Source organism: Undibacterium sp. 5I2 (assembly GCF_035019605.1).
GTDB lineage: Bacteria > Pseudomonadota > Gammaproteobacteria > Burkholderiales > Burkholderiaceae_D > Undibacterium.
On sequence record NZ_JASJVS010000004.1, the window covers coordinates 68,387 to 94,629 of the forward strand.

At 55.4% G+C, this 26,243-nt stretch carries 20 protein-coding genes; 3 read left to right on the plus strand and 17 right to left on the minus strand.

Going from position 1 to position 26,243, the window contains the following annotated elements:
• Nucleotides 1–370 precede the first annotated feature (370 nt).
• The 3 genes from QN359_RS02845 to QN359_RS02855 all read right to left on the minus strand — a co-directional run bounded on the left by QN359_RS02845 (nucleotide 371) and on the right by QN359_RS02855 (nucleotide 5,911).
• Nucleotides 371–3,511, minus strand: a complete 3,141-nt coding sequence (locus QN359_RS02845) for an Ig-like domain-containing protein (RefSeq protein WP_323493554.1) — start codon at nucleotides 3,509–3,511, stop codon at nucleotides 371–373.
• A gap of 274 nt (nucleotides 3,512–3,785) precedes the next feature.
• Nucleotides 3,786–5,042: a YncE family protein gene (locus tag QN359_RS02850; RefSeq protein ID WP_322249926.1), complete on the minus strand. Its 1,257-nt coding sequence runs from the start codon at nucleotides 5,040–5,042 to the stop codon at nucleotides 3,786–3,788.
• A 26-nt stretch (nucleotides 5,043–5,068) separates the two neighbouring features.
• Nucleotides 5,069–5,911, minus strand: coding sequence for a creatininase family protein (locus tag QN359_RS02855; RefSeq protein WP_322249927.1), 843 nt, complete (start codon nucleotides 5,909–5,911; stop codon nucleotides 5,069–5,071).
• A gap of 539 nt (nucleotides 5,912–6,450) precedes the next feature.
• Between QN359_RS02855 and infA the strand changes: the two genes are divergently transcribed.
• Nucleotides 6,451–6,714, plus strand: coding sequence for a translation initiation factor IF-1 (gene infA, locus QN359_RS02860; protein WP_322249928.1), 264 nt, complete (start codon nucleotides 6,451–6,453; stop codon nucleotides 6,712–6,714).
• An 87-nt stretch (nucleotides 6,715–6,801) separates the two neighbouring features.
• Here infA and QN359_RS02865 read toward each other — a convergent pair whose 3' ends face one another.
• The 11 genes from QN359_RS02865 to dctP are packed head-to-tail and all read right to left on the minus strand — an operon-like array spanning nucleotide 6,802 to nucleotide 16,584.
• Entirely contained in the window at nucleotides 6,802–7,425 is a 624-nt protein-coding gene (locus QN359_RS02865; RefSeq protein WP_322249929.1) for a carboxymuconolactone decarboxylase family protein, read from the minus strand.
• A 29-nt stretch (nucleotides 7,426–7,454) separates the two neighbouring features.
• The gene (locus tag QN359_RS02870; RefSeq protein ID WP_322249930.1) at nucleotides 7,455–8,402 is read right to left on the minus strand and encodes an ACP S-malonyltransferase; all 948 of its coding nucleotides are present in this window, start codon (nucleotides 8,400–8,402) and stop codon (nucleotides 7,455–7,457) included.
• Complete coding sequence (gene mdcB / locus QN359_RS02875) at nucleotides 8,395–9,315, minus strand: triphosphoribosyl-dephospho-CoA synthase MdcB (protein WP_322249931.1); 921 nt, start codon at nucleotides 9,313–9,315, stop codon at nucleotides 8,395–8,397. Before mdcB ends, QN359_RS02870 begins: the two co-directional genes overlap by 8 nt.
• Nucleotides 9,315–10,001 (minus strand): malonate decarboxylase holo-[acyl-carrier-protein] synthase, encoded by a 687-nt coding sequence (gene mdcG, locus QN359_RS02880; protein ID WP_322249932.1) that lies wholly within the window; start codon nucleotides 9,999–10,001, stop codon nucleotides 9,315–9,317. The genes mdcB and mdcG overlap by 1 nt, the downstream gene beginning before the upstream one ends.
• 47 nt (nucleotides 10,002–10,048) lie before the next feature.
• Entirely contained in the window at nucleotides 10,049–10,768 is a 720-nt protein-coding gene (mdcE, locus tag QN359_RS02885) for a biotin-independent malonate decarboxylase subunit gamma (protein ID WP_322249933.1), read from the minus strand.
• Nucleotides 10,768–11,664: a biotin-independent malonate decarboxylase subunit beta gene (locus QN359_RS02890; protein ID WP_322249934.1), complete on the minus strand. Its 897-nt coding sequence runs from the start codon at nucleotides 11,662–11,664 to the stop codon at nucleotides 10,768–10,770. The genes mdcE and QN359_RS02890 overlap by 1 nt, the downstream gene beginning before the upstream one ends.
• Nucleotides 11,661–11,975, minus strand: coding sequence for a malonate decarboxylase acyl carrier protein (gene mdcC / locus QN359_RS02895; RefSeq protein WP_322249935.1), 315 nt, complete (start codon nucleotides 11,973–11,975; stop codon nucleotides 11,661–11,663). Before mdcC ends, QN359_RS02890 begins: the two co-directional genes overlap by 4 nt.
• 10 nt (nucleotides 11,976–11,985) lie before the next feature.
• Nucleotides 11,986–13,650 (minus strand): malonate decarboxylase subunit alpha, encoded by a 1,665-nt coding sequence (mdcA, locus tag QN359_RS02900; protein WP_322249936.1) that lies wholly within the window; start codon nucleotides 13,648–13,650, stop codon nucleotides 11,986–11,988.
• Complete coding sequence (locus QN359_RS02905; protein WP_322249937.1) at nucleotides 13,650–14,999, minus strand: TRAP transporter large permease; 1,350 nt, start codon at nucleotides 14,997–14,999, stop codon at nucleotides 13,650–13,652. Before QN359_RS02905 ends, mdcA begins: the two co-directional genes overlap by 1 nt.
• Complete coding sequence (locus QN359_RS02910) at nucleotides 14,996–15,562, minus strand: TRAP transporter small permease (RefSeq protein WP_322249938.1); 567 nt, start codon at nucleotides 15,560–15,562, stop codon at nucleotides 14,996–14,998. The genes QN359_RS02905 and QN359_RS02910 overlap by 4 nt, the downstream gene beginning before the upstream one ends.
• Complete coding sequence (gene dctP / locus QN359_RS02915; RefSeq protein WP_322249939.1) at nucleotides 15,559–16,584, minus strand: TRAP transporter substrate-binding protein DctP; 1,026 nt, start codon at nucleotides 16,582–16,584, stop codon at nucleotides 15,559–15,561. The genes QN359_RS02910 and dctP overlap by 4 nt, the downstream gene beginning before the upstream one ends.
• Before the next feature lie 215 nt (nucleotides 16,585–16,799).
• Between dctP and QN359_RS02920 the strand changes: the two genes are divergently transcribed.
• A complete protein-coding gene (locus QN359_RS02920; RefSeq protein ID WP_322249940.1) occupies nucleotides 16,800–17,444 on the plus strand; it encodes a GntR family transcriptional regulator in 645 nt (214 codons plus the stop codon).
• 5 nt (nucleotides 17,445–17,449) lie between these two features.
• Here QN359_RS02920 and QN359_RS02925 read toward each other — a convergent pair whose 3' ends face one another.
• From QN359_RS02925 to QN359_RS02935, 3 genes are all read right to left on the minus strand, one after another.
• Nucleotides 17,450–18,742: an HD-GYP domain-containing protein gene (locus QN359_RS02925; RefSeq protein ID WP_322249941.1), complete on the minus strand. Its 1,293-nt coding sequence runs from the start codon at nucleotides 18,740–18,742 to the stop codon at nucleotides 17,450–17,452.
• A 174-nt stretch (nucleotides 18,743–18,916) separates the two neighbouring features.
• Nucleotides 18,917–22,549 (minus strand): EAL domain-containing protein, encoded by a 3,633-nt coding sequence (locus tag QN359_RS02930; RefSeq protein WP_322249942.1) that lies wholly within the window; start codon nucleotides 22,547–22,549, stop codon nucleotides 18,917–18,919.
• 68 nt (nucleotides 22,550–22,617) lie between these two features.
• On the minus strand, nucleotides 22,618–23,916 hold the full coding sequence (locus tag QN359_RS02935) for a hemolysin family protein (protein WP_322251037.1): 1,299 nt from the start codon (nucleotides 23,914–23,916) through the stop codon (nucleotides 22,618–22,620).
• Nucleotides 23,917–24,165: 249 nt separating this feature from the next.
• Here QN359_RS02935 and QN359_RS02940 point away from each other — a divergent pair, with 249 nt between their 5' ends.
• On the plus strand, nucleotides 24,166–26,169 hold the full coding sequence (locus QN359_RS02940; RefSeq protein WP_322249943.1) for a site-specific recombinase: 2,004 nt from the start codon (nucleotides 24,166–24,168) through the stop codon (nucleotides 26,167–26,169).
• Nucleotides 26,170–26,243 lie beyond the last annotated feature (74 nt).

Here is a 26,243-nt window from a genome sequence, read left to right on the forward strand (position 1 = left end):
CTGGTGCCAAAATTGCCCATGTATAGGTATAGCCTTCTGGGTAGGCAAGCTCGTCCGCTGGGTCTTTGGGTGGAGAAAAATTAACGCTCAGAACAGCCGAACAATCTCCCGGCAGCGAATATGACCGCGCTAAAGATTCAAGCGCTTTGCCGCTCTGTGCGTCCCAAACCATCTGCGCGAGCTTATTTCAGTTATCAGATTGAGGATAAGCTTTCGACTCCCAGGAGCCTGAGCGACAAAACGGAATCGAGCCTCGAAAGAGGCCCGATTACATCAGCTCGACAAATTTCACATTTCAACAGATTAAGCGAGCGCATGAGCGCTCAGTTGCCGCTTGCAAAGCAGCGCCCACCATCAGGCCGCCCTGCAATTACTGCACGAGCACGGTTTTCAACAAACTGTTCAAACCATCACTGACTGAGATCTGCAGCGTATCGCCAGCCGCGGCAGTGCTCAGGTCAAGGTTCAGATTGCCACCGACGGCATTCATCGCCAGCGCTTGACGGCTGCCGCCCTTGCTCATCAACATCACGCTTAGCCACGGATAACGCGTATTGTTCCAACTGACTTGCAATTGCTTGCCGACTTGTTTGATGTCGGCCAGCTCAGGGCGCGCGGCTGCGGACAAGGCACTCACACCCATGTTGCGCACGCTTGGGGCCGGCAGCATGCCGGTAGCGAGCGGCTGCGCATCCTTTTGCACCATGATGCTGACGATGCCTGAAATCGCCGGCATCACAAGGTTAAAATGCAGCTCCGCCAGGTGATCGACTTCTTGTACTTGGAAGCTGCGGTAAGTGGTCTTGCCATCGTTACTGACTATGCGCAATTGGTAACGGCCGCCTTCCGGCGCATCAACATACGTGCCAATGAGCGACTGCACCGGGTTGAGTGTGACATGGGCATCGGCAGAGATGACGCCGGAAACGAGCATCATTGGCACACTCGCAGTCTGGCTCTGCAGCGCGGCGTGGTCGGCCGCCAACACAGTTTGGTAATTGGTACGGCCACGGATGTAAAGCGCCACTTTTTGGTAACTGTACTCGGACAGCCAAGTACCACTGCAATACGCCATCAAATCGGTCAATTTTGCACCGCTGACCACGGGTGAACTCAAGAGATTACTGCCTTGATCGAACAAGGGCACATCGCTCAGTTTGGCACCGTCGGCGCCGAACCAAGGCAAAGGCAGCGTCGAGAAATAGGGATCGGTGCCGGTGGGACCACCGCAAGGCGCGTGTAACAGGCTCAGATTGTGGCCTACTTCATGCACCAGCACATTATTGAGTGAGTAAGCACCACCACGCATGTCATTGCCGATGGCTGTCAAGCCGGGCACGTAACCGAGGCCGGCCGTGCCATTGGCGGCAACCGCAGGGATCATGCCGAAATAATGCTTCTGACTGTTTTCAGCCACGCGCAATTGGTCGACTTGACTGAGTACATTGCCGTACTGACCGGTGCCGGTCAAGGAGTCGGCGAAGCTGCCGACCGGCGTCCACGGCGCATGCACGGTGACGACCACATTACCCAGCGGCATGATGCGTTTGAAGACGGCCATGACCTGCGCATTGGTCGGCAGTGTCGCCGTGTAGGCATTGATGGTCAGTGGCACCAACATCAGATTAAGCGTATCGCTGGTATTGACATTCGGTGCCGCTGCCATGGTCTGCGCATCGGTGGTGGCGATATCGAGCACCAGACCAGGATTGACCAAGCTACCCGGTAGCGTGCCATAGCAGGTGCCGCTCAGGCTATAAGAAAGATTGACGTCACCATCGTAGAGCGGCAAGCTGGTCGGACAAGTCAGCGTGATGGCGCTACTGCTGCCGCGCACCCGCATCGACACGGCCGGCACACTGACAGGGCCGCTGGCGCTGGCATACAGATACACGCGCACCAAGGCATCGCAACCCGGCGTCAGGATTTGATACAGACTACCCGGCCGTTGCGCCAAACTTTGCGCTACTTCCACATGGGCCAGACGGGTGGCCGCGCTATTCGCCCCAACCGTCAGGCGATAGCTGGCCGGAGTAGCCGTGTATTGATCGGCCGGCAAAGCGGCCGAGATTGTCGCGTTACCAACACTCAGCGCTGTGACCGCACCACTGATGCTGTCAACGCTCGCCACCAGCGGATTACTGCTGCTGTAACGCACGGCTTTGGTAGGCAAAGTCACACCGGCCAAAGATTGGGCCAGTGCTACCTGTATTATATTGCCACTGACGCCGACTACGGTACTCGCATTAATATTGGCAAAACTCAGCATGGCTGGACTCAAACAATTCACATTGATGGTGACATCGACCAAGGCCGCCGGCACCCCGACCAAAGCCGAACTGACGCTACAGATCTGGCCATTGTTTGCTTGGGTCGCTATCGTCGCGCTGTAACTTCGGCCGCTCTGGGTTGGTATGAAGCTCGTTGTCACGCCGTTGCTATACAGCGACTGCAAGCCATAAACGCCGCCGCTATCATTGGCACCGTTGACACGCAGGATGATGCTGGCACCCGAAGTATTGTCAAAACCACTGACATTGAGCAAGATATTGTCAATCGCTCTGGTGGTCGCCAGCGTCGCAGTACTGGCGCTGGAGCAAACACTGGCATTACAGGCTTGCACTTGATAGCTGTGACTACTGTTCTGCGCCAAACCGGTATCAATTTTACTCAAGCTAGTCAGTGTGGTGCCGCCGATATCGATGCCATCGCGTGTTAACACATAGCGCAGCGCGCCAGTAACGCTGGCCCAAGAGACGGTGATGCTACTGCTGTTGACGACAACTGCCGTGGCCGCTGCCGGGACTGCTGGCGGAACGACCGGTGGAACCACGGGTGGAACGACCGGTGGAACCACGGGAGGAACAACTGGCAAGGTCAAGGTTACAAACGCAGCTGCGGCACTCCAGCCCGAACAGCCACTGGCGTTACAGGCGCGCACCTGATAACTGTAGCTGGTCGCAGCAGTCAGGCCGGAATCGATATAGCTGAGCGCGCTGATTTGCGCACCATTGCCGACGACCCAAGTACTGCGTTGCAATTGATAGTAAGCAGCACCATCGACTGCGGCCCAAGCCAAGCTGATCTGCTCACTCGCGATCGCACTCGTTGTCGGCATGGCCGGCTGCGCCGGAATCGCCAAACTGGTGCTGGCTTTGGTAGTGGCCGAAATTTCATAGCCGCTGGCACAGGCGCTGCTCGAGCACGCCACCACGCGGTAGGTATAGGTGCTCGCGGCACTCAAGCCGCTGTCGGTATACCCGGTGAGCGATACGTGACCGAGCAAAGCGAAAGTGCCGCCGCCATTGCTGCGCCAAACTTCATAATAACTGGCACCGGCAGCAATCGGCCAGCTCAGGTTGACGCTGGTGTCGGAGCTCGCTTGCAGCGCCACTGAACTGACCGCGGCCGGCGGACTGGCAGCGGTGGGGGAACTGCTGGTACTGCTGGTACTGCTGGTACTGCTGGTACTGCCACCACCACCGCCACATCCGGCTAACAGCAATGACATGGTGCTCAGCAAACAAAGTATAGTGCGTTTGAATTTCATCTTACTTTCCGGGAAAAAGAGTAGCCGCAGCAAAGAACGAAGCAGGCCCAAAACAGGCGGCATCATGGCCAATGCGCAACACTGTGTACTCTACGGCAAAATAGATGCTTAATCGTCACTTCTTTTCATTTTGTTGCAATTAGTCAGCATTTTAAAAAGCACTGAGGAGCAATGCCAGACGAAAAAAACCGGCCTCTTGTGCCGGTTTTTTTTTGCTTTACTTCGCTTCGCTAGGTCAACGTAAGTTCCCGGTATGCCCGAGTGAGTAACGGCCCGGTTGCGGCCAGACTGTCAAGCCGTGCGGCTCTTGGCCAACGGCGATCTTGTTCATGACACCACTGCTGGTGTCGATGCGATAGACCACATCATCGAAGCGGCCCGAGAGCCATAAGAACTTGCCATCGGCGCTGACATTGCCCATATCGGGACTGCCGCCACCGGGTACCGGCCATTGCGCGACCACTTTTTCGCTGGCGAAATCGATCACCGAGACGCTGCCTTTACCGTTTCTGCCGCCATGAATACGATGTGAGCCGCGGTTGGCGACATAGAGCTTAGTGTGATCGCGGCTCGGGTACAGGCCATGCGCAGCCACGCCGGTGGCGATGAAGCCGACTTCTTTGAAGGCATCACCATCGATGACATGCACGCCATCGGCTTCCATATCGGCGACGTAGAAGCGCTTGCCATCGGGTGAAACGCGTATATCTTGCGGCATGCCTTTTTTGGAAGAGCAAATTTCTGTCGCGGTCGGCCCAGTTAAAGCCGGTACATCTTTAAAGCGGGTAGCCGGCATGGCGAGCTTCAAATACGCCAGCACACTGCGTTTTTGCAGATCGATTTTGACGATACTGCCATCGAATTCGCAGGTGAAGATGGCATAACTGCCATCGATGGAAAAGTCGGCATGATTGATACCGCCGCACTGCGGCGTGGCGATCGCATATTGCAGCGCGAGCGTGTGCGGATCGCGGAAATCGAGCCTGTGCTTGGCTTCGGCGACGACGATGGCCGATTTTCCATCCGGGGTGAAATACAGATTATACGGGTCGTCGACCGGAATCGCCGTGCCCGGTTTACCGGTGCGCGGATCGACCGGGGTCAGGCTGCCAAAGTCAGAGCGTTCGGCATTATTAGCCACCCATAAGGTGCGCAAATCCCACGATGGCACGATATGTTGCGGGGCCTTGCCGACTTTGAATTTATCGACCACTTTAAGGGTCAGCGGATCGATCACCGTCACATCGTTGGAGCGCAAATTCGGCACGTACACACGCTCCAAATCGCCTTTCAGAGCAGCGCTGATTTGATTGCTGTTGGTGGCGCTGTAAAGATTGTGCGCATCAAGTACTGGCGGCATGCCGGCCACGGTCTTGATGGCACTGGCTGCAGCCGCTGCCGGCACGGCCGCCACGCTGAGCAATTGAAAACCGCACAGGCCTAAGCTAGCGATGAGCGCGCCGAGCGCGAGGTAATTCGTTTTAAAATGCATGTTGACTATTCTTACAAAAGACTGCGTTATCGGACCACGGTGGCGCGTTTGATCGCCGCCACGCTGGTTTCTATAATTTGTTTCACGGCCAGTTGCCCGAGCTCGTCCGTGGCGCGGCGCGGATCGCCATACACGCCCTCGCTCTCACTCGGTTTGCCCGCATGCGCGAGCGCTGCACTGCGCACCAGCTCAGGCACCAGCGCCAGCGTGACGGCGGTATCGGCCAAGCCGGCATGTGTACCGATTTCGGCCATACTAAACCCGCGCTGGCGCAGGGTATTGACGTAGCTCACGGAAACCGCCTGATAGTACTCAGGCAGCGCATGCACACGAGTTTGCGGATCGTGCGCCCATTCGCGGTTGAGACGGCTGGCGACATGCTCGAGATTTTTCTGGTAGCCACCGTGATCGCCAAGCAATACCACATCATGAAAGCCGTGCTGCTTGAAACTGCGTGCCACGCCTTCCAGCAAGGCTTCGAAGGCGGCCTCAGGAATCGAGATCGTGCCGGCAAAGCGCATATGCCCGGTCGGCGGATGAATCGCCCCCTCCGGCACATACGCCAATACCGGCGCGACCACGGCATTGCCCAAGCTTTGTGCAATCCGCTGTGCCAGTACTTGGCCGCGTAGATTATGCTTGCCGAGTGCCAGATACGGCCCACTTTGTTCGGTGCCGCCGATCGGAATGAGGATGGTGCTGGTACCGGCCGCAACGCGGCTGCGCAGCTCCGTTGCAGTCAGTTTTTCCAGCTCGGTTTCGGCCGCCTGTAAGGGCGTGTGTAGCGAGAGCAGCAAGGCAGCGGAGCACAGCAGCACGCCGCGGACAGCGCGCGTTTGGTGCGCGATCATTGTAAAATAAGAATTCATGCAAGGATTATCCTCCCGGAAAGCATGAACGGAAACGCAGTACGCGGTTTTTTTTGTAAAAAAAGACCATGCCAAGCAATTTCGCGCTGAGATTACTCTGAGCATCATGACAATTAGACAAAATCTTACACAAAAAAACACGAAAGCCTATTTTTTCAGCAAAAAACCTGCAAGATTTTCGGGCAAGCCGGCGCATCGGGGTATAATCCTCGCTTGTAGCCCGGTTTTCTTTTGTTCAAACAGATGATCTTGCCTCTGTGATATTTTTGGACACCCCTTGTGTTGTATGTCGTGGTGACCTTGAGCTCGTTTCAATCACGCCCACTGTCTTTGCTTGCTACCGATTGAGCATCGCAAAACCAGCCTGCACAATGCCTTAATTTTGCGCGATTGCACAGACAGTGCAAATCAAGGTGCGTCTGGCAGTCTGTCGCACTGCTAACAACAACTGCAAACGTCCGGCCGGCGATCTGGTTCGTTGGCCGACATGTACCGCCAAAAACTGGCTGTACCTATCCTTTTATGAATGTGAATATACAATGGCAAAAGAAGAACTTTTAGAAATGAGCGGAATGGTAGAAGAAGTGTTGCCGGATTCCCGCTTTCGCGTGAATCTGGAAAACGGTCATCAATTGATCGCTTACACTTCCGGCAAAATGCGTCAGCATCACATCCGCATTCTTGCGGGTGATAAAGTGACATTAGAAATGTCGCCTTACGATTTGAGCAAAGGCCGTATCACTTTCCGCCATATCGAAAAGCACAATGGCGGCAATTCCGGCCAGCCTCGTCGTCGCTATTAAGCGCTGCCGATCAGCCGCTTGAATGCAGGCTGCCATTGAAAAAAGCGAGGATTTTCCTCGCTTTTGTTTTTTCTTTGTAGTCCAGCCTTACGGAAAGCGCGGCAGCGGTTTGCCATCAGCCGGCAACTGATACTGCGCCACGTTCATCTGCATCGCCAACAAAGTGTAATAGGCATTGATACCGGTCAGATCAACCACGCCTTTACGTCCGAAGCGCTGCTCGGCACGCGCATACAGGGTATCGGACACGCGCTTGTTACGATGTAATTCGATAGAAAAATCGTATACGATGGCTTCGTCTTCCGACATCTTTTCCGGCCGTCGACCATCGGCAATCGCGGCCGCCAAGGCTGGTGCGATACCGGCTTTGAGGGCCAGCGGATGATGCACATACCATTCATAATCTTGGCTCCATTCGCGCGCCGTAATCAGGATCACCAGTTCGCTCAAGGTGGTACCGAGTGCCGATTGGTAGCGCAGATAATCGCCCATGGCACGGGCCTGGCTCATCACTTGCGGGCTGTACATGAGTGATTCGAACGGGCCGAACACCGGTACTTTCCGGGTTTTTAAAAACTCGTCGGCAGCCAACTTCTGCTCCTCCGTGTACTGTGACGGCGCGATGGTGGGCAAGCGTTCCGCCGCGCTGGCAGCGAGTTGAACCGTACTGATGATGCACATGGCGATGCCCCTGGTAATGAACTGCTTCATGCTGGTCTCCTGGTGAAAAAATCTTAGGTTCAGTCAGCGACTTGTCGCTGCAACCATTGTGCTACCCCTTGTATGCTACGAAACTCACTGACCGAACGCACCGCGATGTGCCGATGGCGCGCTCGTAGCATGCGCGACAGCGCCGCTCCGGGGCCGAGTTCCAGCGCCACGCGGACGCCAGCTTCATTGAGCGCATCCATGCAGTCGTGCCAGCGTATGGTATGACTCAATTGCGCCAACAAATTTTGCTGCAGCTCTGCGGCGACGAAGCTGATACGGCCGTCCAGCCCAGCCAGTACCGGCACATCACTGTCGTGCCAAGTCATCTGCGCCAAGGCGGCGGCCAACAGCGGCGTGGCAGCGCTCATCAAGGGCGTGTGTGAGGCAATGTGAACTGGCAGCGTGCTCAGGCTCAGGTGTCGATTGGGCAGCGCTTGCAAGGCTAGCTCGGCGCGCACGATAGCCGCCGCCGGGCCGGCCAGGATGGCTTGATTTTCTGCGGTGATGATGGCCAGCGCGATGGCACTGTGTTGTTGGCGGCAGAATTCAGCCAACTCGGCAATGGCGACGCCACCGACCGCCAGCATCGCCTGTGGCGCATCGGCAGCACAACACGACTCCATAGCCAGTGCACGCTGACGTGCCAACGCAACCGCAGCGGGCCAACTGCAGGCACCGGCCAACGCTTGTGCCGTCACTTCGCCGATGCTGTAACCAGCGACCAGATCGATCGCCGGCAAATGGGCGCGCACTGCACTGAAATTGGCCAGACTGGCCGCGACGATCAAGGGTTGTGCATACCGATTGGCAAACAAGTGCGCCGGTGTGTGCAGCGCTTGCGCCAGTGGCATGCCGAATTCGCCGCGCTGCTCACAGTCGTTCAAGAACGCGCTGGCAGCGCTGTCGTCGGCGGCCAGCGCCAACATCTCGGCATGCTGAGCACCCTGACCAGGACACAGCAGCGCAAATTCAGCCATCCAGCGCACCCGCGCTGAACTGTTCCAATTGCTGCAGCAAGCAGCACGCCGCCAGCAAATCAGCCGCTCCGCCCGGCGACAAGCGCCGCGCCACGAATTGCCGATGGCAAGTCTGTGCCTGCTCAAACCAAGCCGGCTGCGCGCTGCCGCCGGCGGCTAAAAATTCGGCGGCAGCGGCGCGTGCATACGCCGCTCCGGCCGCCCCACCACGATGATAGAGATTGGTATCGCTGAGGCCGGCAATGAGGGAAAACAAGCAATCGACGCGGGCTTGCTGCGCCGAGCCTCCCTGTGCCAGCCTGTGCTGCAGCAGCGGCAAGGCGATTTCAAACACGCTGGGAAAGCCGAGCGCGGCTTCTTCGCGCGCGCCACTGACGGCATAGCGCTGCGCCGCTGCTTGACCATGGCTGTCGGCTACGACGGCCACGACGGCGGCATGCAGTTGCAAAGCGCTGCCCCAATTTTGCTGCAGCACGCGCCGTACTTCTGCCGCCGCAAGCGCGCGCGACTGGGCGACACAGGCACCGATGGCTGCACACAGCATGCCGAGCGCAAAAATCGCGCCGCGATGGGTATTGACTTGGGCAGTCGCCCGCAGCATCTGCTGTTCCGCCAACATACCGGCTTGTTTGAGCTCAGTAAATGCAGCCACACGCATACCGAGCCGCGCCATGTGTTTGAAATAGTGGCGCAAGGAGAACAGGCTGCGCATGAACAGCGCCGGATGCATATCGCTGTGACTACCATTGTCGCGCAGAGAAACCAAGCCGGGCTTAGGATAGAGACACAATTCGGCATGCAAGCTGCGCACCGCCAGCACGGCAATTTGCCGCGCTGTCAGTGCACTCTGCATTGGCAGCCAGTTAGCACCAATGGATACGCGTTTGCGCCGGCCATAGTCGGATAAGTGCATTAAGTCGCCTGTAAGCTTTGCAATAAGTCGGTTTTGCGCAGTAATCTGACCTGCCGCAAATCTTTTACCAATACCCGTGCGGCATAGTCGGTCTCGCTCACCGAGTCGGCCAACAACCATTCCTTCCATGCCACCGCCTGAGCGCCGGGAAAAATCACTTCGCCATCGAGCGGCAGTTGCTGCTGATAGTGCTGTAACAAGGCCAGGCCGGCCTGCAACTGCACCGCATCGGCGGGACGAAACAGCACATCGATATCGGAGTCGGGCGTCAAATACGTTTCCCCGGTCAAAAATTCATAAGCGAGCGAACCATAAACGCGAAAGCGCAGACCCACCGTACTCGCTGCCACTTGCAGTGCCCGCAAAGGCGGCTGCCACACTGCACTCACCAAGGGCAGCACGGTCGCCAGTGCCAAACCGGGCTGATGCTCGATCACCTGATCGCAACGCACGCGTGCGGCGATGCGCAGTTTGTGTCCGTCTTGTGGTGCGAAGGCGATACCAATACAAACTTCATCGGCAGCGGCGTCGGTATCGCTGCGTCTGACCACGCAAGGCCACTCTTGCTGTTGCCAATGACGCAAGGCTGGCAACAAGGCCAGCGGCTGGGCAGCGCACAGCGCATCCCAGCCTGACGCCGAGAGCCAGACCAAATCATGGCGTTGAAATTGTTCTAGCGGATCCAATTGATTCCCATCTTCGTTCTCAAGAGGAAAACTTTCCTCAGCGCCGATCAGTCCCCATGCCAATCGATCGTTTCAGATAATACGGCATCGACTACGGTTTGCGCCATCTTCCGTCCGCCGCGTGTGGCACCGCTGGTAATGCGATGGTCCTGCGTATCGACGGCGGCCAAGGCCGCGCCCAGCGCTTGCGACAAATCGCCCTGCCAAATCTGTGCAATCGCGCCCATGCGTTGATAATTCTGCGGGCCCGGCGCGAACACCGGATTGTCCACGGCCAGCTCAGTCAAACGCGCTTGCGGCACTTTGGTAATACGTGCCATCGCCGGCAAGCCCATCACCCGTATGGTCGCCTCGGGCAAAGCATAACAAGCATCGGCCATCATGCCGCTGGTAATGAAACCGCCCGACAGTGCTTGGTCATACACCAGCGCCAGTACCGGGTGGCCGCATTGGCGCGCATACTCGATGCACTTTCCCAGATGGGCCATATAGCTGTTGATACCCAACATCTCATCGCGATGCCGCAGGCGCTGTCCTTGGGTGTCGACCAATAACAGGATAGGCCGTTGCGGATAATCGCGCAGCGTCGCCAACACAGCCTGCGCCTGCGCCAAGGCGATTTCAACACCGATGGCGGTGTGTTCACAGGTGCCGATGACTTCAATCGTGCCGGCCTCCAACTGCGCGCTGCCACGCAGCAGAGCCGCCTGTTCGGTGATGTTGTGCCCGAGCGGAAACAGGGCGGCGGCGACAGTTTGCCATTCCATTATGCGACTCCCAAAGTACGCGCCGGCAAGTCCTGCACCAGTTGTAAAAATTCTGCGGTTTCCATCATCGCGATACGCTCCACATCTGCCACGCCGAGCGCGGTCCAGATTTGTTGCGGCTCGCGCAGCGTGCCGAAACGCGCCAAGCGTTCGCTCAGCATCTGTTGTTCCGCCAGCAAACCGCGCTCGTTGAGTGCCGCCGCGCTGCCGACTTGTTCGATGGCGCTGGCGATGGCTGCCACGAAAGCGCTGCAGCGATCATCGACCAGCATCTGACAGTCGCCCAGCAAATAACGATGTTTACCACCGGTGGTGCGCCATACCAGAGCGCGGTCGGTCGAATCGAATTCTTCCACGCCGCTGGCGGTTTCTATCACTTCCGGCCCAGACATGGCCAAGCGTGCCGTTTCCGACATGATCACCACATTGGCACAACGGGCGACGATGCCGATACCGCCGAAACAGCCGTTACTGCCACCAATGGCGACGATCACAGCAATGCCGGCCGCGCGCACCGCCAACAGCGCCCGCATGACTTCCGAGACGGCGATCAAACCGGCATTGGCTTCATGTAAGCGCACCCCACCCGATTCGAGTAACAGGATCAGTGCTGCCGGCCGTTCAATCAAGGCTTTGCGCATCAAACCGACCAACTTGGCACCGTGTACTTCACCGACGGCACCACCCATGAATCCGCCTTCCTGTGCAGCGGCAAACACGCGCTGACCAGCCAACTTCCCATAGCCGATGATGACTCCGTCGTCGAAGGAAACCGGGGCGTCAAGCTGCGGCAGATGCGGGCTGGTCCAACGTGCCGATGGTGGCAAAATTTCTTGAAACTGGCTGACGATGGCGGCGATGCGCTGGCGTGCCGTGGCTTCGAAATAGCTGCTCATGGTGTACGCTCCAGAAAGCTTTCCATCGCCTGATCCAAACGCAAGCTGACCACCGCCGGCGTGGCCCCCATATCGTTGATGGCGATGCGGATATCAGCGAGTTGCCAGCGCTGTTGAAAGTCCCGCATCACCGCTTGCCAGATCGGTGCAAAGCCGCGTGCGGCGGTACAGATTTCGATCTCACAAGCGGCACCAAGATCCTGGGTACTGACTAATACTTCCAGATTGCCGGAGCTGACCACGCCGACCAATTTGGTCGCGGCAGCGGGCCGGGGCTGGCCATTCTCAAAACGAAACAACAGAGTTTCCATCGTCGATTCCTCACCAGTTACGGAAGCGTTTCGGTGCTTGATACAAACCGCCCGAAGCGCGCACCAAATCTTTCATATTTTTCGCTGCCAACAAATCACGCGTTGCCAGCCGCTTGTCGATTCCCATATCTTCGGCGCGTCGGATAATGCCGCGATCGCGCAAATTTTCCACCATGCGCGCATCGCGTGCCAAGCCGACCGGGGTATAGCCAGCCACGCCGCGGATCGCTTGTTCACGCTCTTCTTCGCTGCGACATAGCAGCAGATTGGCAATCCCCTCTTCGCTGAGAATATGTGTGACATCGTCGCCGTAGATCATCACCGGTGGCAGCGCCATACCGGCTTGTTCGGCCAATTGCCAGGCATCGAGCGTCTCAACAAACGCCGGCTGCATATGTTCGCGAAAACTTTCCACCATCTGCACCACCAATTTTTTCCCGCGTGGCATGGTGTTTTTTCCGGCGCGTGCTTCGGCACCGGCTTTCAACCAAGCTGGGCTGGCATGGCGGCGACCACGCGCATCAGCCCCCATATTCGGTGCGCCGCCGAAACCGGCGATGCGACCCAAGGTGGCCGTAGAAGAATTACCCTGCAAATCGATTTGCAGCGTCGAGCCGATGAACATGTCGCAGGCGTAATGGCCGGCGGCCTGGCTGAGTGCACGATTGCTGCGCATCGAGCCATCGGCACCGACGAAAAAGATATCGGGGCGGGCACGAATGTAATTTTCCATGCCGAGTTCGGAGCCAAACGAATGCACCGATTCGACAAAGCCGGCTTCAATCGCCGGGATCAAGGCCGGATGCGGATTCAAGGCCCAGTGGGTGGCGATCTTGCCACGCAAACCGAGGCTGGCGGCATAGGTCGGCAACAACAGCTCAATCGCAGCAGTGTCGAAGCCTATGCCGTGATTGAGGCGTTGCACGCCGTATTCGGCGTAGAGACCTTTGATCGCCATCATCGCCATCAATATCTGCACTTCCGAGATCAGCGCAGGATCGCGCGTGAACAAGGGTTCGATATAATGCGGCGTCGGTGCCGCAACCACCAGATCGACCCAGTCAGCAGGAATATCGATGCGCGGCAGAACGTCGAGAATTTGATTTACTTGCGCTACCACGATGCCGGATTTGAACGCGGTCGCTTCGATGATGACCGGCGTGTCTTCGGTATTCGGTCCGGTGTACAAATTGCCATGGCGGTCGGCCGCTTGCGCAGCCACCAGCGCTACCCGCGGCGTGAGGTCGACGAAATAACGCGCATACAATTCCAGATAGGTATGAATCGCACCAATTTGAAGTTTGCCGGCTGCGAGCAATTGTGCCAGCCGCGCCGCCTGTGGCCCGGAAAACGAAAAATCGAGTTTGCTGGCGATGCCTTTTTCAAACACATCCAAATGGGACGGCAGCGCCAGCACCGATTGCAGCATGTGTAAATCATGCACACGGCTGGCATCAAGCGCGCACAAAGCGCGCGCTAAAAAGTCGGCTTGCTTTTGGTTATTCCCTTCCAAGCAAACCCGGTCGCCCACTTCCAGCACGGCATGCAAGGCGTCGGCGATGCGTGCGTGCGGAAAGATTTTCCCGTGCAAATCATTACCTAACACTGCCTGCACGCGTGCCAAGCGCTGCGCTCGATTGGTTTGCAAGCGGTTCCACTGCGGCGTCGAGCTCATTATTTCACTCCCATCAAACGGTCGGGAAAGGCGGTGACGATCTGTGGAAAGACGCACAACAACAGCACCGCCACCAACATCAGTAGCAAGAACGGCAGCACGCCGATAATAATTTCACGCAGACTTATATCGGGCGCAATATTTTTGATGACAAAAATATTCAAACCTACCGGTGGATGGATCAGGCCCATTTCCATGACGATGGTCATGACGACGCCGAACCAGATCAAATCGAAACCGGCCTCTTTCAGCGGAGGCAGAATAATCGGGCACATCATCAAAATAATCGATACCGGCGGCAAGAAAAAACCGAAGACGATGACCATCAACAGAATCACTGCGAGCAGCATCCATTTACTTAACTGCAGATCGACTACCCACAAAGCAGCGGACTGACTGATATGCAAATAACTCATCACATAGGAATACAGCAGCGACATACCGATAATAAACAGCAGCATGGTCGATTCTTTGATGGTGGCAGAAATAAATGGCGCAATATCACGCGGCCGCCATACCCCATACACCACCGCGATCAACAGCATCGCCAACAAGGCACCGAGACCGGCGGTTTCCGACGGCGTAGCATAACCACCATAGAGCGCCACCATCACACCGATCAGCAGAATCACGAAAGGCAGCACACGCGGTAGCATTTCCACTTTTTGCAGCAGCGTAAAGTGCTCGGTTTCCAAATAGGCCGAAGCCGTGCCATGGTTTTCATAAGCGCGGTAAGCGAGTTGGTATTCGCGGCGGGCACGATACATGGCATAGCCGGAAAACAGCAGCACCAGCAGCACACCAGGGCCGATGCCGGCGAGGAATAATCTTCCCAGCGATTGTTCCGCCGCCACCGCGTATAAAATCATGGTGATCGAAGGCGGCAGTAAAATACCCAAGGTGCCGCCAGCAGCGATGATGCCGGCAGCGAAACCGGGAGAATAGCCGCGTCGACGCATTTCCGGAATACCGGCCGAGCCGATGGCCGAACAAGTCGCCGGCGAGGAGCCCGCCATAGCAGCAAACATGGCACAGGCAAAGACGTTGGCAATGCCTAAGCCGCCCGGTACTTTATGCAACCATGCGTGAATCGCCGAATACAGATCGCGCCCGGCCGGTGACTTGCCGATGGCCGCACCTTTGAGAATAAACAGCGGAATCGATAGCAGCGTGATCGAAGCCATTTCTTCATAAACGTTCTGGGTAATCGTATCGAGCGAAGCCGCCGGCATGAACAGATACATGAAGCTGGTGGCGACCACGCCGAGCGCAAACGCGATCGGCATACCGGAAAACATCACCACCAAAGTAACGATGCCGTACAAGACACCAAGTGTGAGCGGACTCATGTGAGCTCCTTTGCGGCTGCCGGTGGCGCACTCAAGGCGCACAACAATTGTAGTAGGATTTGCAGCGCCAATAGCGTCATGCCAGCGGCCATCATGGCATAGGGAATCCACAATGGCGGTGCGAAAGTCGAGGAAGTGGTTTGCCCTTCTACCCAGGCTTCATGAAACAGGGTCCAAGATTTCCATGAGAAAAAAGCACAGAATGCCAGGCTGATCAAGTCTACCGACCAACGCCGCCAACGATCTATCCGCGCCGGCAAGATCGCCGACAGCACTTCAATGCCTATGTGTCCACGTAAAGACTGCACATACGCGGCCGTGAAAAAGCTCACACCGATGAGCATAAAGACCGCCGCTTCATCTTGCCAATCGGTGGGGACGTTGAACAAATACCGGCTCACCACCGAATAGCTGAGAATGAGCGCGGTCAGTAACATGGCAAACATACTGAGGCGCACGATTTGCCGGTTGAGCCACTGCTGCGCTTGTACCAAGGCGCGCAACAGCGGTTGTGCCGGTAACTGTAGCGCATTGGCAGGGCCGAATTCAAAGCCATGACTCATAGCAGTTTCTCCGCCAGTTTCATCAGTTTGGCGCAGCTTTCATTGCGGTCTGAATAGTCTTTCCACGCCGTCGTACGCGCGATGGCCTGCCATTTTTTCACGCTGGCCGGGCTCAAATCGACGACTTTCGCGCCCTTCTTTTCATACACGGTCGCCACTGCCAGATCATCTTGTTTGGCGGCCTTGATGGCGAATTGTTCGAGCTCGGCACCGACTGTCATGATCAAGCTTTGCTGCTCGCGGCTGAGTTTATCGAAAATTGCTTTCGACATCATCAAAGGTTCAAACATATACCAGTAACTCTGACCACGGCCACTGGTGAGGAACTTCGAGACTTCTTCGAGTCGGAAAGAAATCAAAGAAGTCGAGGAAGTCATGGCCGCTTCCATCGCGCCGGTTTGCATGGCGGCGTAAATCTCATTCGATGGCAAGGACACCACCGCCGCACCGGCAGCTTTGAGTACCAAATCAACTTCGCGCGAACCGCCGCGGATTTTCATCCCCTTGACATCTTCAGGGTCGATCACCGCCTTGGAGCGGGAAGCGACGCCGCCGGCTTGCCAAATCCAGCTGACGATGACGATGCCTTTTTCCAGCAAAATGCGGTTGAGTTCTTTGCCGACTTCGGCCGTCTTCCAAGCCGCCCCGATTTCATACGAGGGGACCAGTCCGGGCATGAGGCCGATATTCACCTCCGGTACTTCCCCACCGGCGTACGACAAGGGTACCAAGGACAAGTCGAGTGCACCCTTGCGCATGGCCGAGAACTGGGCATTCGTCTTCATCAGCGAGGAACCCGGGTAAATTTCGAACTTCATGCCGCCATTGCTGCGCTTCTGCACCTCGGCCGCAAACAGGCGACACAGGCGATCACGAAAATCGCCGCTGTCGACTGTACCGCCGGGAAATTGATGGGAAATTTTTAAAGTCAGCGCCTCGGCCTGAGCAGCCGGCGATAGCAGTGACAAAAATGGGGCGGCAGCGAGTGCTTGCAGCAGGGTTCTGCGGGTGGTGTCGTTCATGGTGTCTCCTGGACGGGCTGGAATGAATCAGATTGCTCACCGTCGGCTATCTTGCCGACTGAAGAGCTCTGCATGTGACGGTTAGTTTACATAAAAAAATAGGCGCGCCCCGTCGTTTATTTCTATTCTTGTATACAAGATCTGCTATTTTGCATTCAAAGTCAAGAGTGATATATACTTAGACAAAATAACCACTCCATCCAGAACAACAAACCATGAAGAACCGCTCCACCACCCTGCGCGAAGAAATCGAAGAAATGATCGCCATGGGCAAGCTACCGCCTGGCCAGCACCTCGATGAAACCGAATTGGCCGGCTTATTCGGCGTGTCGCGCACACCGATACGCGAAGCCTTGATCCAACTGGCGTCGATGGGCTTGGTCGACATGCGCCCACGGCGCGGTGCCTACGTGGCCACCGTCGATGCCGGGCAATTGGTGGAAATGTTTGAGGTGATGGCGGAGTTTGAAGCAATGTGCGGTCGCATGGCGGCGCGCCGCATGTCCAAGCCGGAACAACTGGCACTCAAAGAGGCCCATCAAGCCTGCCAGGAGGCGGCCGATTCGGCCGATGCCGATGCCTATTTTTATCAGAACGAAATTTTTCACAGCCTGATTTACAGTGGCAGCCACAACAGCTTTCTCGCCTCGCAAGCCAATAATCTGCATCGGCGTTTGCGCCCTTACCGACGCTTGCAACTGCGCGTGCGTGACCGCGTCAACACCTCGTTTCACGAACATGACGAGGTGGTGCAGGCGATTTTAGCTGGTGATGCCGATCGCGCCGCACTGCTGCTGCGTGCGCACATCACGATTCAGGGTGAACGTTTCGCCGACCTGATCGCGGCGCTGCCACGCTGACAATCTCAGGATGACTTCAAGCTCGGCTTGGCATCATCATAAAAGTAGGTGGTGCGTTTGCGCGGACTCAGGTAGGCATACACTTCCGGGCTCAGTTGTGCCGGTTTCAGGCTGGCACTGATCTCGAGCAGCGGCTCGTGTTCCAAATCGAGAATGATGGCTTCAGCAACAGGCACGGCCGGATCGTAAATCAAGACACTGGGCCGTAACGGCCGCCCGGAATTGACCGCTATCACCATGCCCAAGCTGCCGTCGGATAATTTGACCAGCGTCCCCGGTGGATAAATACCCATACAACGAATAAACAAGGCGAGCGCGGCAGCATCGAATTGCTTGCGCATTTTGCCAAACATATGTGACATCGCTTCGTGCGGGCTCATCGAGTCGGCCGGATTCGGGCGATTACATAAATTATCGTAGGTATTGGTAATGACGACGATACGTGCGAGCGCGGACGTTTGTTCGCTCTTCAAGCCCAGCGGATAACCGCTGCCATCGGCATATTCGTGATGCTGAGCGATGATGTCTCGAACCGCTTTCGGCAAGCCGAGTTTGTCGGCGATCTGCAAGCCGTAATGGCCATGCTGCTGCAGTAAGTTTTGTTCGGCTCGCGTCAAGTCGCTGCCTTTATTGACGATGCGATCAGGAATTTCTATCTTGCCGATGTCATGAAACACGCAGCCCATACCGAGCAACTTGATGTCGCCCGGCGGAAAACCGAGTGCCTTGGCCAGCATCATGGTCAACACGGCGGTATTGAGTGAGTGGTAGTAGGTTTCTTCGCCGACGATTTTATCGTTCATCAAGTGAATCGCGATATCTTTGTCGATGAGCAGAGAACTGAGCATTTGCTCTATCATTTCATCGGCTTGGCGCAGTGCGTCTTGGGGCCGGGAAAATAAATTACGATTAATGCTTTTCAGCGTGCCTGCCGCTTTGAGCAATTGTTTCTCACAATGAGAAATAGCGGCACGCTCTTTGAGCATGCGCTCGATGCGTTGGCGTTTTTCGCGTATCGTGGCCTGCTCTTCCGCGCTGGACTGGGCCAACTCCGGCACGGCCTCGACAGCCCGTGCCTGCACTGCCTGCGGGGTAAGTGGACGACAATCCGATTTGGCCGGATTGACGCGAATAGTGCTGAGGCCAAGCTGGCGCAGCGCCGATAATTCCTGTTCCGACTTGATCTTGAAACTGTTCAATGCAAAGGAATGATCGAGCCATGACAAATCCAGATGCACATACAAGCCCACACACAATTGCGCTAATGGGACATCGATGGTGACGGCTGTTGAGCACATAAGAGTAATTGTAAAAAAAGACCCTGCATTTTAACAGCACGACAGCGTCGCCGACTGCATTCAGGTATCAAGATCTACGCGAGACCGGTCGATATCAGCGCAGTGGCCGTCACGGCCAACAAGACCAGCCATACACAGACTGTTATCCATCAATTCTGAGCGCGCAGCGCAAGCTTACAAGGCTTGCGGATCGCGACGGCTTGCCATGAATTGTTCGAAGGCTTCGGCCGCCATCGGGCGAGCGAACAAATACCCTTGCACTTCCAAGCAGCCTTGCTGACGCAGAAAATCGAGTTGTTCCGAGGTTTCCACGCCTTCGGCGATGGTGGTCAGACCCAAACTTTTCGCCATACCGATGACGGCGCTGACGATGGCTTTGTCTTCCGGATCGGTATGAATATCGCGTACAAAACTGCGATCGATTTTCAATTTGTAGACTTTGAATTTCTTCAGGTAACTGAGTGAAGAATAGCCGGTTCCGAAATCATCGATAGACATGCGCACGCCGCGCGCAGAGAGATTATTCATGATCGCGATGGCACCGTCAGGATCATGCATGGCGACGCTTTCGGTCAGTTCGAGCTCGAGAAATTCCGGGGCTAATTGTGCCGCCTGCAGTATCCGGGTAATCAAAGCAGGTAAATCGGCATGACGGAATTGTACCGCCGACAAATTGACTGCGATACGCAGTTGTCTGTACCCGCGTTCATGCCAAGCCTTAAGCTGCCACACCGCGCTGCGTATGACCCACTCGCCGATCTCCAATATCATGCCATTTTCTTCGGCCAGGGGAATGAACTCGGATGGCGCAATCATACCCAAAGCAGGATGCTGCCAACGCAGCAGCGCTTCGGCACCGATCACGGCACCGCTGGCGATCGCCAGCTGCGGTTGATAATGTAATGAAAACTGTTCGCGTGCCAAAGCATGCCGCATGGCGTTGACCAGATCGAGATGGCGCGCCGAACGTGCCTGCATTTCCTGAGTAAAGAAACGATAGGCATTGCGACCTTCGCGCTTGGCGCGGTACATGGCAGCATCGGCATTTTTGGACAGGGTTTCGAGGTCGCCCCCATCATCGGGATAAATCGCAATACCGATCGAAGTCGTGACGTTGAGCTCGTGCCCGCCAATACGGTAAGTGTCGCTGATGACCGGCATTAATTTCTCCAACACCGCTTCGACACCGCTGCCATCAATACCCGGCAAAATCAAGACGAATTCATCGCCGCCAAGACGGGCAATGGTATCTTCGCTACGGAAGTTGGCCGTCAAGCGCTTCGCCAATTCGACCAGCAAAGCATCACCACTGCTGTGCCCGAGCGTATCGTTGATATCCTTGAAGTGATCGAGATCGAATAACAGCACGGCCAACTGCTGTTGGGCGCGGGCGGCGTGGGCAATGGCCAGACGCGCACGCTCTTCGAGCAGACTGCGATTGACCAGTCCGGTCAAGGGGTCGAAGTGGGCGAGGTATTGAATCCGTTCTTCGCTGCGTTTCTTTTCCGTGATGTCTTCCTCGACGAACAGGAAATGCGTGATGCCGCCAGCGGCATCGCGAATCGGCGAGACATCAATGGCATCGATACGTTCGACACCGAGTTGATCGATATGGCTGAGCTCGCGCTGCCATGACTGGCCGCGTTTGAGTTCGGTAAACATTTCCTTGTAAGTGCTCCAGAGCGAACGGCCGGGCAAGCCCAGAATCGGCCGTTTCCCCAGCACTTCGTGCAGCGCCTTGCCACTGTTGCGCAAGAACGCAGCATTGACATATTCGATGCGCGCGCGCTGGTCGGTAATGATGATGACGTTGGAGCTCTGCTCCACCGCCTGTGACAGTTTGCGCAAGGACTCTTCAGATTGCTTGCGCTCAACTACGATGGCAATAAAATGCGCTGCCATTTCTAGTAAATGTAAATGTATATCCTGTGGCATGCCGGGCTGGCGATGATAAATCGCGAAAGCACCAAGCACTTGGCCGTTGGCGGCGAAAATCGGTTCCGACCAGCAAGCACCGAGTCCGGCCGCCGCCGTCAAACTGGTATAGTTGACCCAAAACGGATGCTGACTTAAATCGGCCGCGATGGTGCGCTGACCGGTGGCGATGGCATTGCCGCAGGAACCAACGCCGGCAGCAATCTCGATTCCATCGATGGCTTTCACAAAAAACTCCGGCGCATTGGGCATCGCGCCGGTACGCAAATGGCGACCATCCTTATCCACTAAAACGATCGAGCATATACTCGTGGGCATTAACAATTCCAGCTTGAGCACCACATCGCGCAAGATTTCCGGCAAGGCCGAAGCGCTGGTAATGCGCTCCAACATATAGGTACGCAAGCCTTCCATTTGCAAGGACAGGCGGCGGCTTTCTTCGAGTTCAAAACGATTCAAGGCATGACTGATGTCGAGCGCGATTTCCAACAGTAAATGACAGGAAGCATCATCAAAGGCATCGACTTGATCAAGAAACAGATTAAAACTCCCGAGTGTTTTTCCATGCCTGTGCAGTGGCAAAATCGCCATCGACTGCCAACCTGCAGCGAGACTGCGACGATGCCAATGCGCATAAATTTGATCTTTAGCAATGTCTTGGCACCAGTAGGCGGTGCCGGTTTGCAGCACATTGCTGATTGGCCCTAACACACCCTGTTCATTGGGTTCGTGCGAGATCGTCAATTCCGCCATGTAATGCGCGCCTTCGCCGAAATGCGCCACGGCTTTGAATTCCAAACTTTGCTCATCCTGCATGCCTATCCATGCCATTTTCATGCCGCCGAACACCACGGCATCGCGACAAATGATGTCAAACAATTCTTGTTCGCTATGGCTGCGCACGATCGCTTGATTACATTGGCTCAACATGGTGTAGAGCCGCGTCAGGCGCAGGTTTTTCGCGCGGACTTCCTGATTTTCCGCGGCTGTTTTGGCGAGTTTTTTCTGCGCCAAAACAATCCATGCTTTGATACTGGTTTCGGTTTCTTGCTGCACGACAAACGAATCGGAGGCACTGTCGCCACCCAATTGTGTCAGCGAGTAGTAAATTTCCTCCAACGGAGCACCCATGGTAGTGAGCAAGGCGCGGTAGGAGCGCCATAACAGAAACAGGAACAGGATGCCAATGAACATAAATCCGGCGCGCAAGTACTCATTGAGTTTTTCGGTTTGCAATACCAGTTGTGCCGTGCGTTGGTCCATCAAGATGTAGGTGTCGTCAATCGCCTTTTTTATCGCTGCTTTCGCACTCAGATAAGGTCCGTCGAACAACATACGCGTGGCTTTTTCGCGATCCGAGCTAGTGTAATCGACCGAAGTTTCAATCAAATGCATGGCGCTCAATTCGGTCGCGGTCAGGGTATCGGAATTATTTTTTGCTTCGACCAGCTTGGCGAACTCGGCATCGCTGAAACCGGCCATGCGCATCAAATCAAGCAGCGCGATCTTCGTCCCGGTAACGGTGTCGCTTGGTGCCGCGGCACTCGGCAGCGTCATCCGTTTGCCATCGAGGCGCACCGCCTCAGCCGGGCGCGCCTGCTTGCCTTCGCGAATAGCCAGAATATCGTGGTAAGAGCGCTTGTAGACCGGATCTCCGGTGGCGACATAACTGCGTGCCAGGCGCGTGAGATCGGCCGATGACTGACGTAATTCATCTGACAGTGCGTACGAAATGGTGCGCAGTTCGCGCACCATTTCGAGTGCGCGTTCGGAATGCAAATAAAATGCAAAAATCAAGCCGAACGACAATACCGCCGTCAGCAGCAGGGAAAAATTACGCGAGTAAGTTGATAAGCTTCGGTGCGAACGCATACATTCCTATCAAACTTTTTTTTAAAGGCACGTCAAGGACCAAGCATGACGCTGCCTGGCCCAAGCGCTCAGTGTTTTTTCGGGTATACCCTCACGAGCACGATGCGCGGGCCATTCATTTTTTTCACCACCACATCAAATTGATCGAATGCGACCTTCTGCCCTTCACTCGGTAAATCACCCAATTGTTGCATGATCAAGCCGCCGATCGATTCGACTTCATCATTATCGAGATCAAACCCGAGTGCCATCCCCAAGGTGTACAAGGGCAAACTTCCTTTGCCTATCAAGGTACCGTCGTCGAGCAAGGTCCAGTCATTTTCGTTTTGTCTGAATTCATCGCGAATTTGTCCGATCAAGGCGCCGAGCAAATTATCCAAGGTCAAAAAACCCAAGGGCTTACTGCCTTTATGGCCAACAATCGCGAAATGCGGGGCACCCTTACGAAAACGGCGAAACAATTCGAGTGCCGGCATGGTCGGCGGCACATATTCAACCTGGCGTAAATGATGGCTCAAATCGTCGAGGTGTTTGCCGGCCTGCTGAGCCAGAAACAAATCTTTCAGATGTAACATACCGAGTACGGTTTTTTCATCTTCATCAAAATACGGATAGCGACTGAAACGATTGCGTGCGGCCGTTGCCATATTTTCTTCGAGACTGCGGTCTTTATACATGGCAGCAACTTCATTGATAGGCCGCATCAAGTCAGAAATTTCCAAGCCGCCGAAATCCAGTACTTGGGCCATGATGCCCCATTCATCGCCCGACTCTTTGCCGCTACCATGGCTGCCACGCAATATTAGCTTCAACTCTTCATGGGAGTACGCATTTTCATTGCCATGCGTGCCATCGAGCCCTACCCACTTCAACACTTTATTGGAACTGGCATTGAGCAGCCAAATTGCCGGGAACATAAGCCAATAAAAACCGTACAGTGCCGGGGCCGTCCACAAGGACACGCGTTCCGGCATACGAATAGCCATCGACTTGGGGGCTAATTCGCCGATGACGATATGTAAAAAAGAAATGACGAAAAATGCAAAGAAAAACGACACGCCGTGTATGATTTCGGCAGAACTGACGCCGATCAGCGGGAACACCGGCTTCAATATGCTTGCAAATGCAGGTTCACCGATCCAGCCCAGACCGAGTGAAGCCAAAGTAATGCCAAGCTGACAAGCAGACAAATACGTGTCGAGATGCTGGTGTACTTCTGTGAGCAAGCGACCGCGTAATCCAGATACCTTGGCGATACTGCGGACACGTGTCTGGCGCAATTTAACGAGACCGAATTCGGCCGCCACAAAAAACCCGTTTAACAACACGAGTAGCAAGGCGGCAACAACAAGTAAAAAATTATCCAACGCATCAACCTTCGTAGTAGAGATCGTCATACTTTAGACTAATTTTCACCAGTCGTGCTCATGATTGGCGCAGAGAATAGAAAAATGTGGGAACCAGAGCAAGTCGTATATGATCAAATTGTACATCACGGCCATACTGCCGTCGCAATCGACACAGCGCATCGCGCAAAAAGCAACACGACTTTCGGGCCTAGACCAGATCTCAACACATGTTGCTGATTAACAGCAAAGCAAAACCAGGAGCAGTCCTTGTCATTAGACTTGATATTATTAGAAATACAATTACGTACCCACGCCGCGCCCCACAGCAACGATATCGCACTCTTGCGCGACTTGGTAGCAGCCATACGGCCACAGCAAGCGCATGACAGCCAACGCGCCACCGATAATCTGCGCGCGCTATGCTATGTGCTGCACACCCATCCGGATTGGCGCCAAGCCCTGCGGCATTACCTGATACAAATCTTAGTCAGCCGCCAACTCGTTCATTTGCTCACCGACACCGGCATCACGCTCAACAACGGTTTCTGGGGTGCCGGCGCAGAACGACTGATGAACAAATTCCTGCCGCCACTGGTCAACGATGACTATATCAAAGATGTGTTCGGGCAAATTTTTGATCACCACCAAGACTACATCTGGGTCAACGCCGTCGAAGATGGCGCTTGGCAAGAACTGTTCGAAAGCATAGGTTTTCGCACCCGTAAAGCACGCCATACCCATGCCGTGATCACCCAGCAATTGCTGAGCGCCTTACAGGTACTGTCTTACCGTATCACCAACATTGGTCTGGAAGCCGAATTGGTGCGCAATCATCCCGATATAGAAAAATTCGAGTCGCCGTTTCTACGCCAGAACGATGCCATCAATGACTATGTGACGAGCTATCGGGCCTGGATGCTGGACCGCAACTCGGCACGCGACGATGCCAAACACATCGATATTTTACTCAGCCAATGCGAAGAGATCGCCAGTCGCATCCGCCGCACCGCCGCCGTTTCCGGTGTCTCGGTCAGTCTGACGCGCTTATTGCTGCGTTTAAAACAATGCATCACGCGCCTGCGTCAATTACTGGGCTTGTTGGATAGCCGTAATTGGCGGGAAACTGCGCAAATCACGATACAGTTGTTTAAAGAATTGGTCAGCGCCGACAACCAACGCCACAGCTTGCGCGAATTGATGCAGACCAGTACGGAATTATTGTCCTTGCAGGTCACTGATCGCGCCGGCAAGAGTGGTGAACACTACGTCACCAATACGCGCGCCGAGTGGTTTGCCATGTTGCAGTCAGCGATGGGGGCCGGGTTCATCGTCGGCTTCATGGCGCTGATTAAAATCTTGGCGGGCGGCATCGCCCTGGCACCGTTCGGTTACGCGCTCTTGTACAGCCTCAATTACTCCTCCGGGTTCATGCTCGTGCATGTATTGCATTGGACCATTGCTACCAAGCAACCGGCCATGACGGCCGCCCTGATCGCGCGCGCCATTGATGAAGGTAAGCAACAGCTCGACGAACTCGCCGAACTCGTGGTTCGGGTGTTTCGCTCCCAATGGATTGCCATCATCGGTAATGTCGGCGTGGCCATGCCGACGGCGTTTGTGATCGCTTGGAGTTGGTACGGCATCACCGGTCATCATTTGGTGACGGTCGAGAAGGCCGGTCACCTGCTGCACGACCTCGACCCCTTGCGCAGCTTAGCGCTGCCGCATGCGGCGATTGCCGGCGTCTGCCTGTTTTTATCCGGTTTGATTTCCGGTTACTACGATAACAAAGCCAGTTATTCAAATATTCCGGCGCGTTTGCGGCAACTGAAATGGCTGAAACGCTTGCTTGGTCAAGCCAGACTACAGCACGTCACTGAATACATAGGCAATAATTTGGGCGCGCTGGCCGGGAATTTCTTTTTCGGTATCATGCTCGGCTCAATCGGGCAATTCGGCAACTTTTTCGGCTTACCTGTCGACATACGCCACATCACATTTTCCAGCGCCAATTTTGCCTTTTCCTTGGCGGCACTCGACAATGTCATGCCTTGGCAAACGGCGCTCTACAGCCTGTTCGGCATCTTATGCATAGGCTTGGTCAATCTCGGTGTCAGTTTCAGCTTGGCTTTGATGGTTGCATTGCGCTCGCGTCGCGTCAGCTTTGTGCATGGAGGCACCTTGATCCGTTTGCTGTGGCGGCGTTTTTGCGGCGGCACACGCGATTTCTTTTTACCGGCAAAAAAAGAGGCAGAGCCGCCCACGCAGTAATTACACCAGAGCACGACTACTTTATTTTCTGCGGGGCCAAGTTAATTAACATCAAGCACCCCTCAGAGCCATAC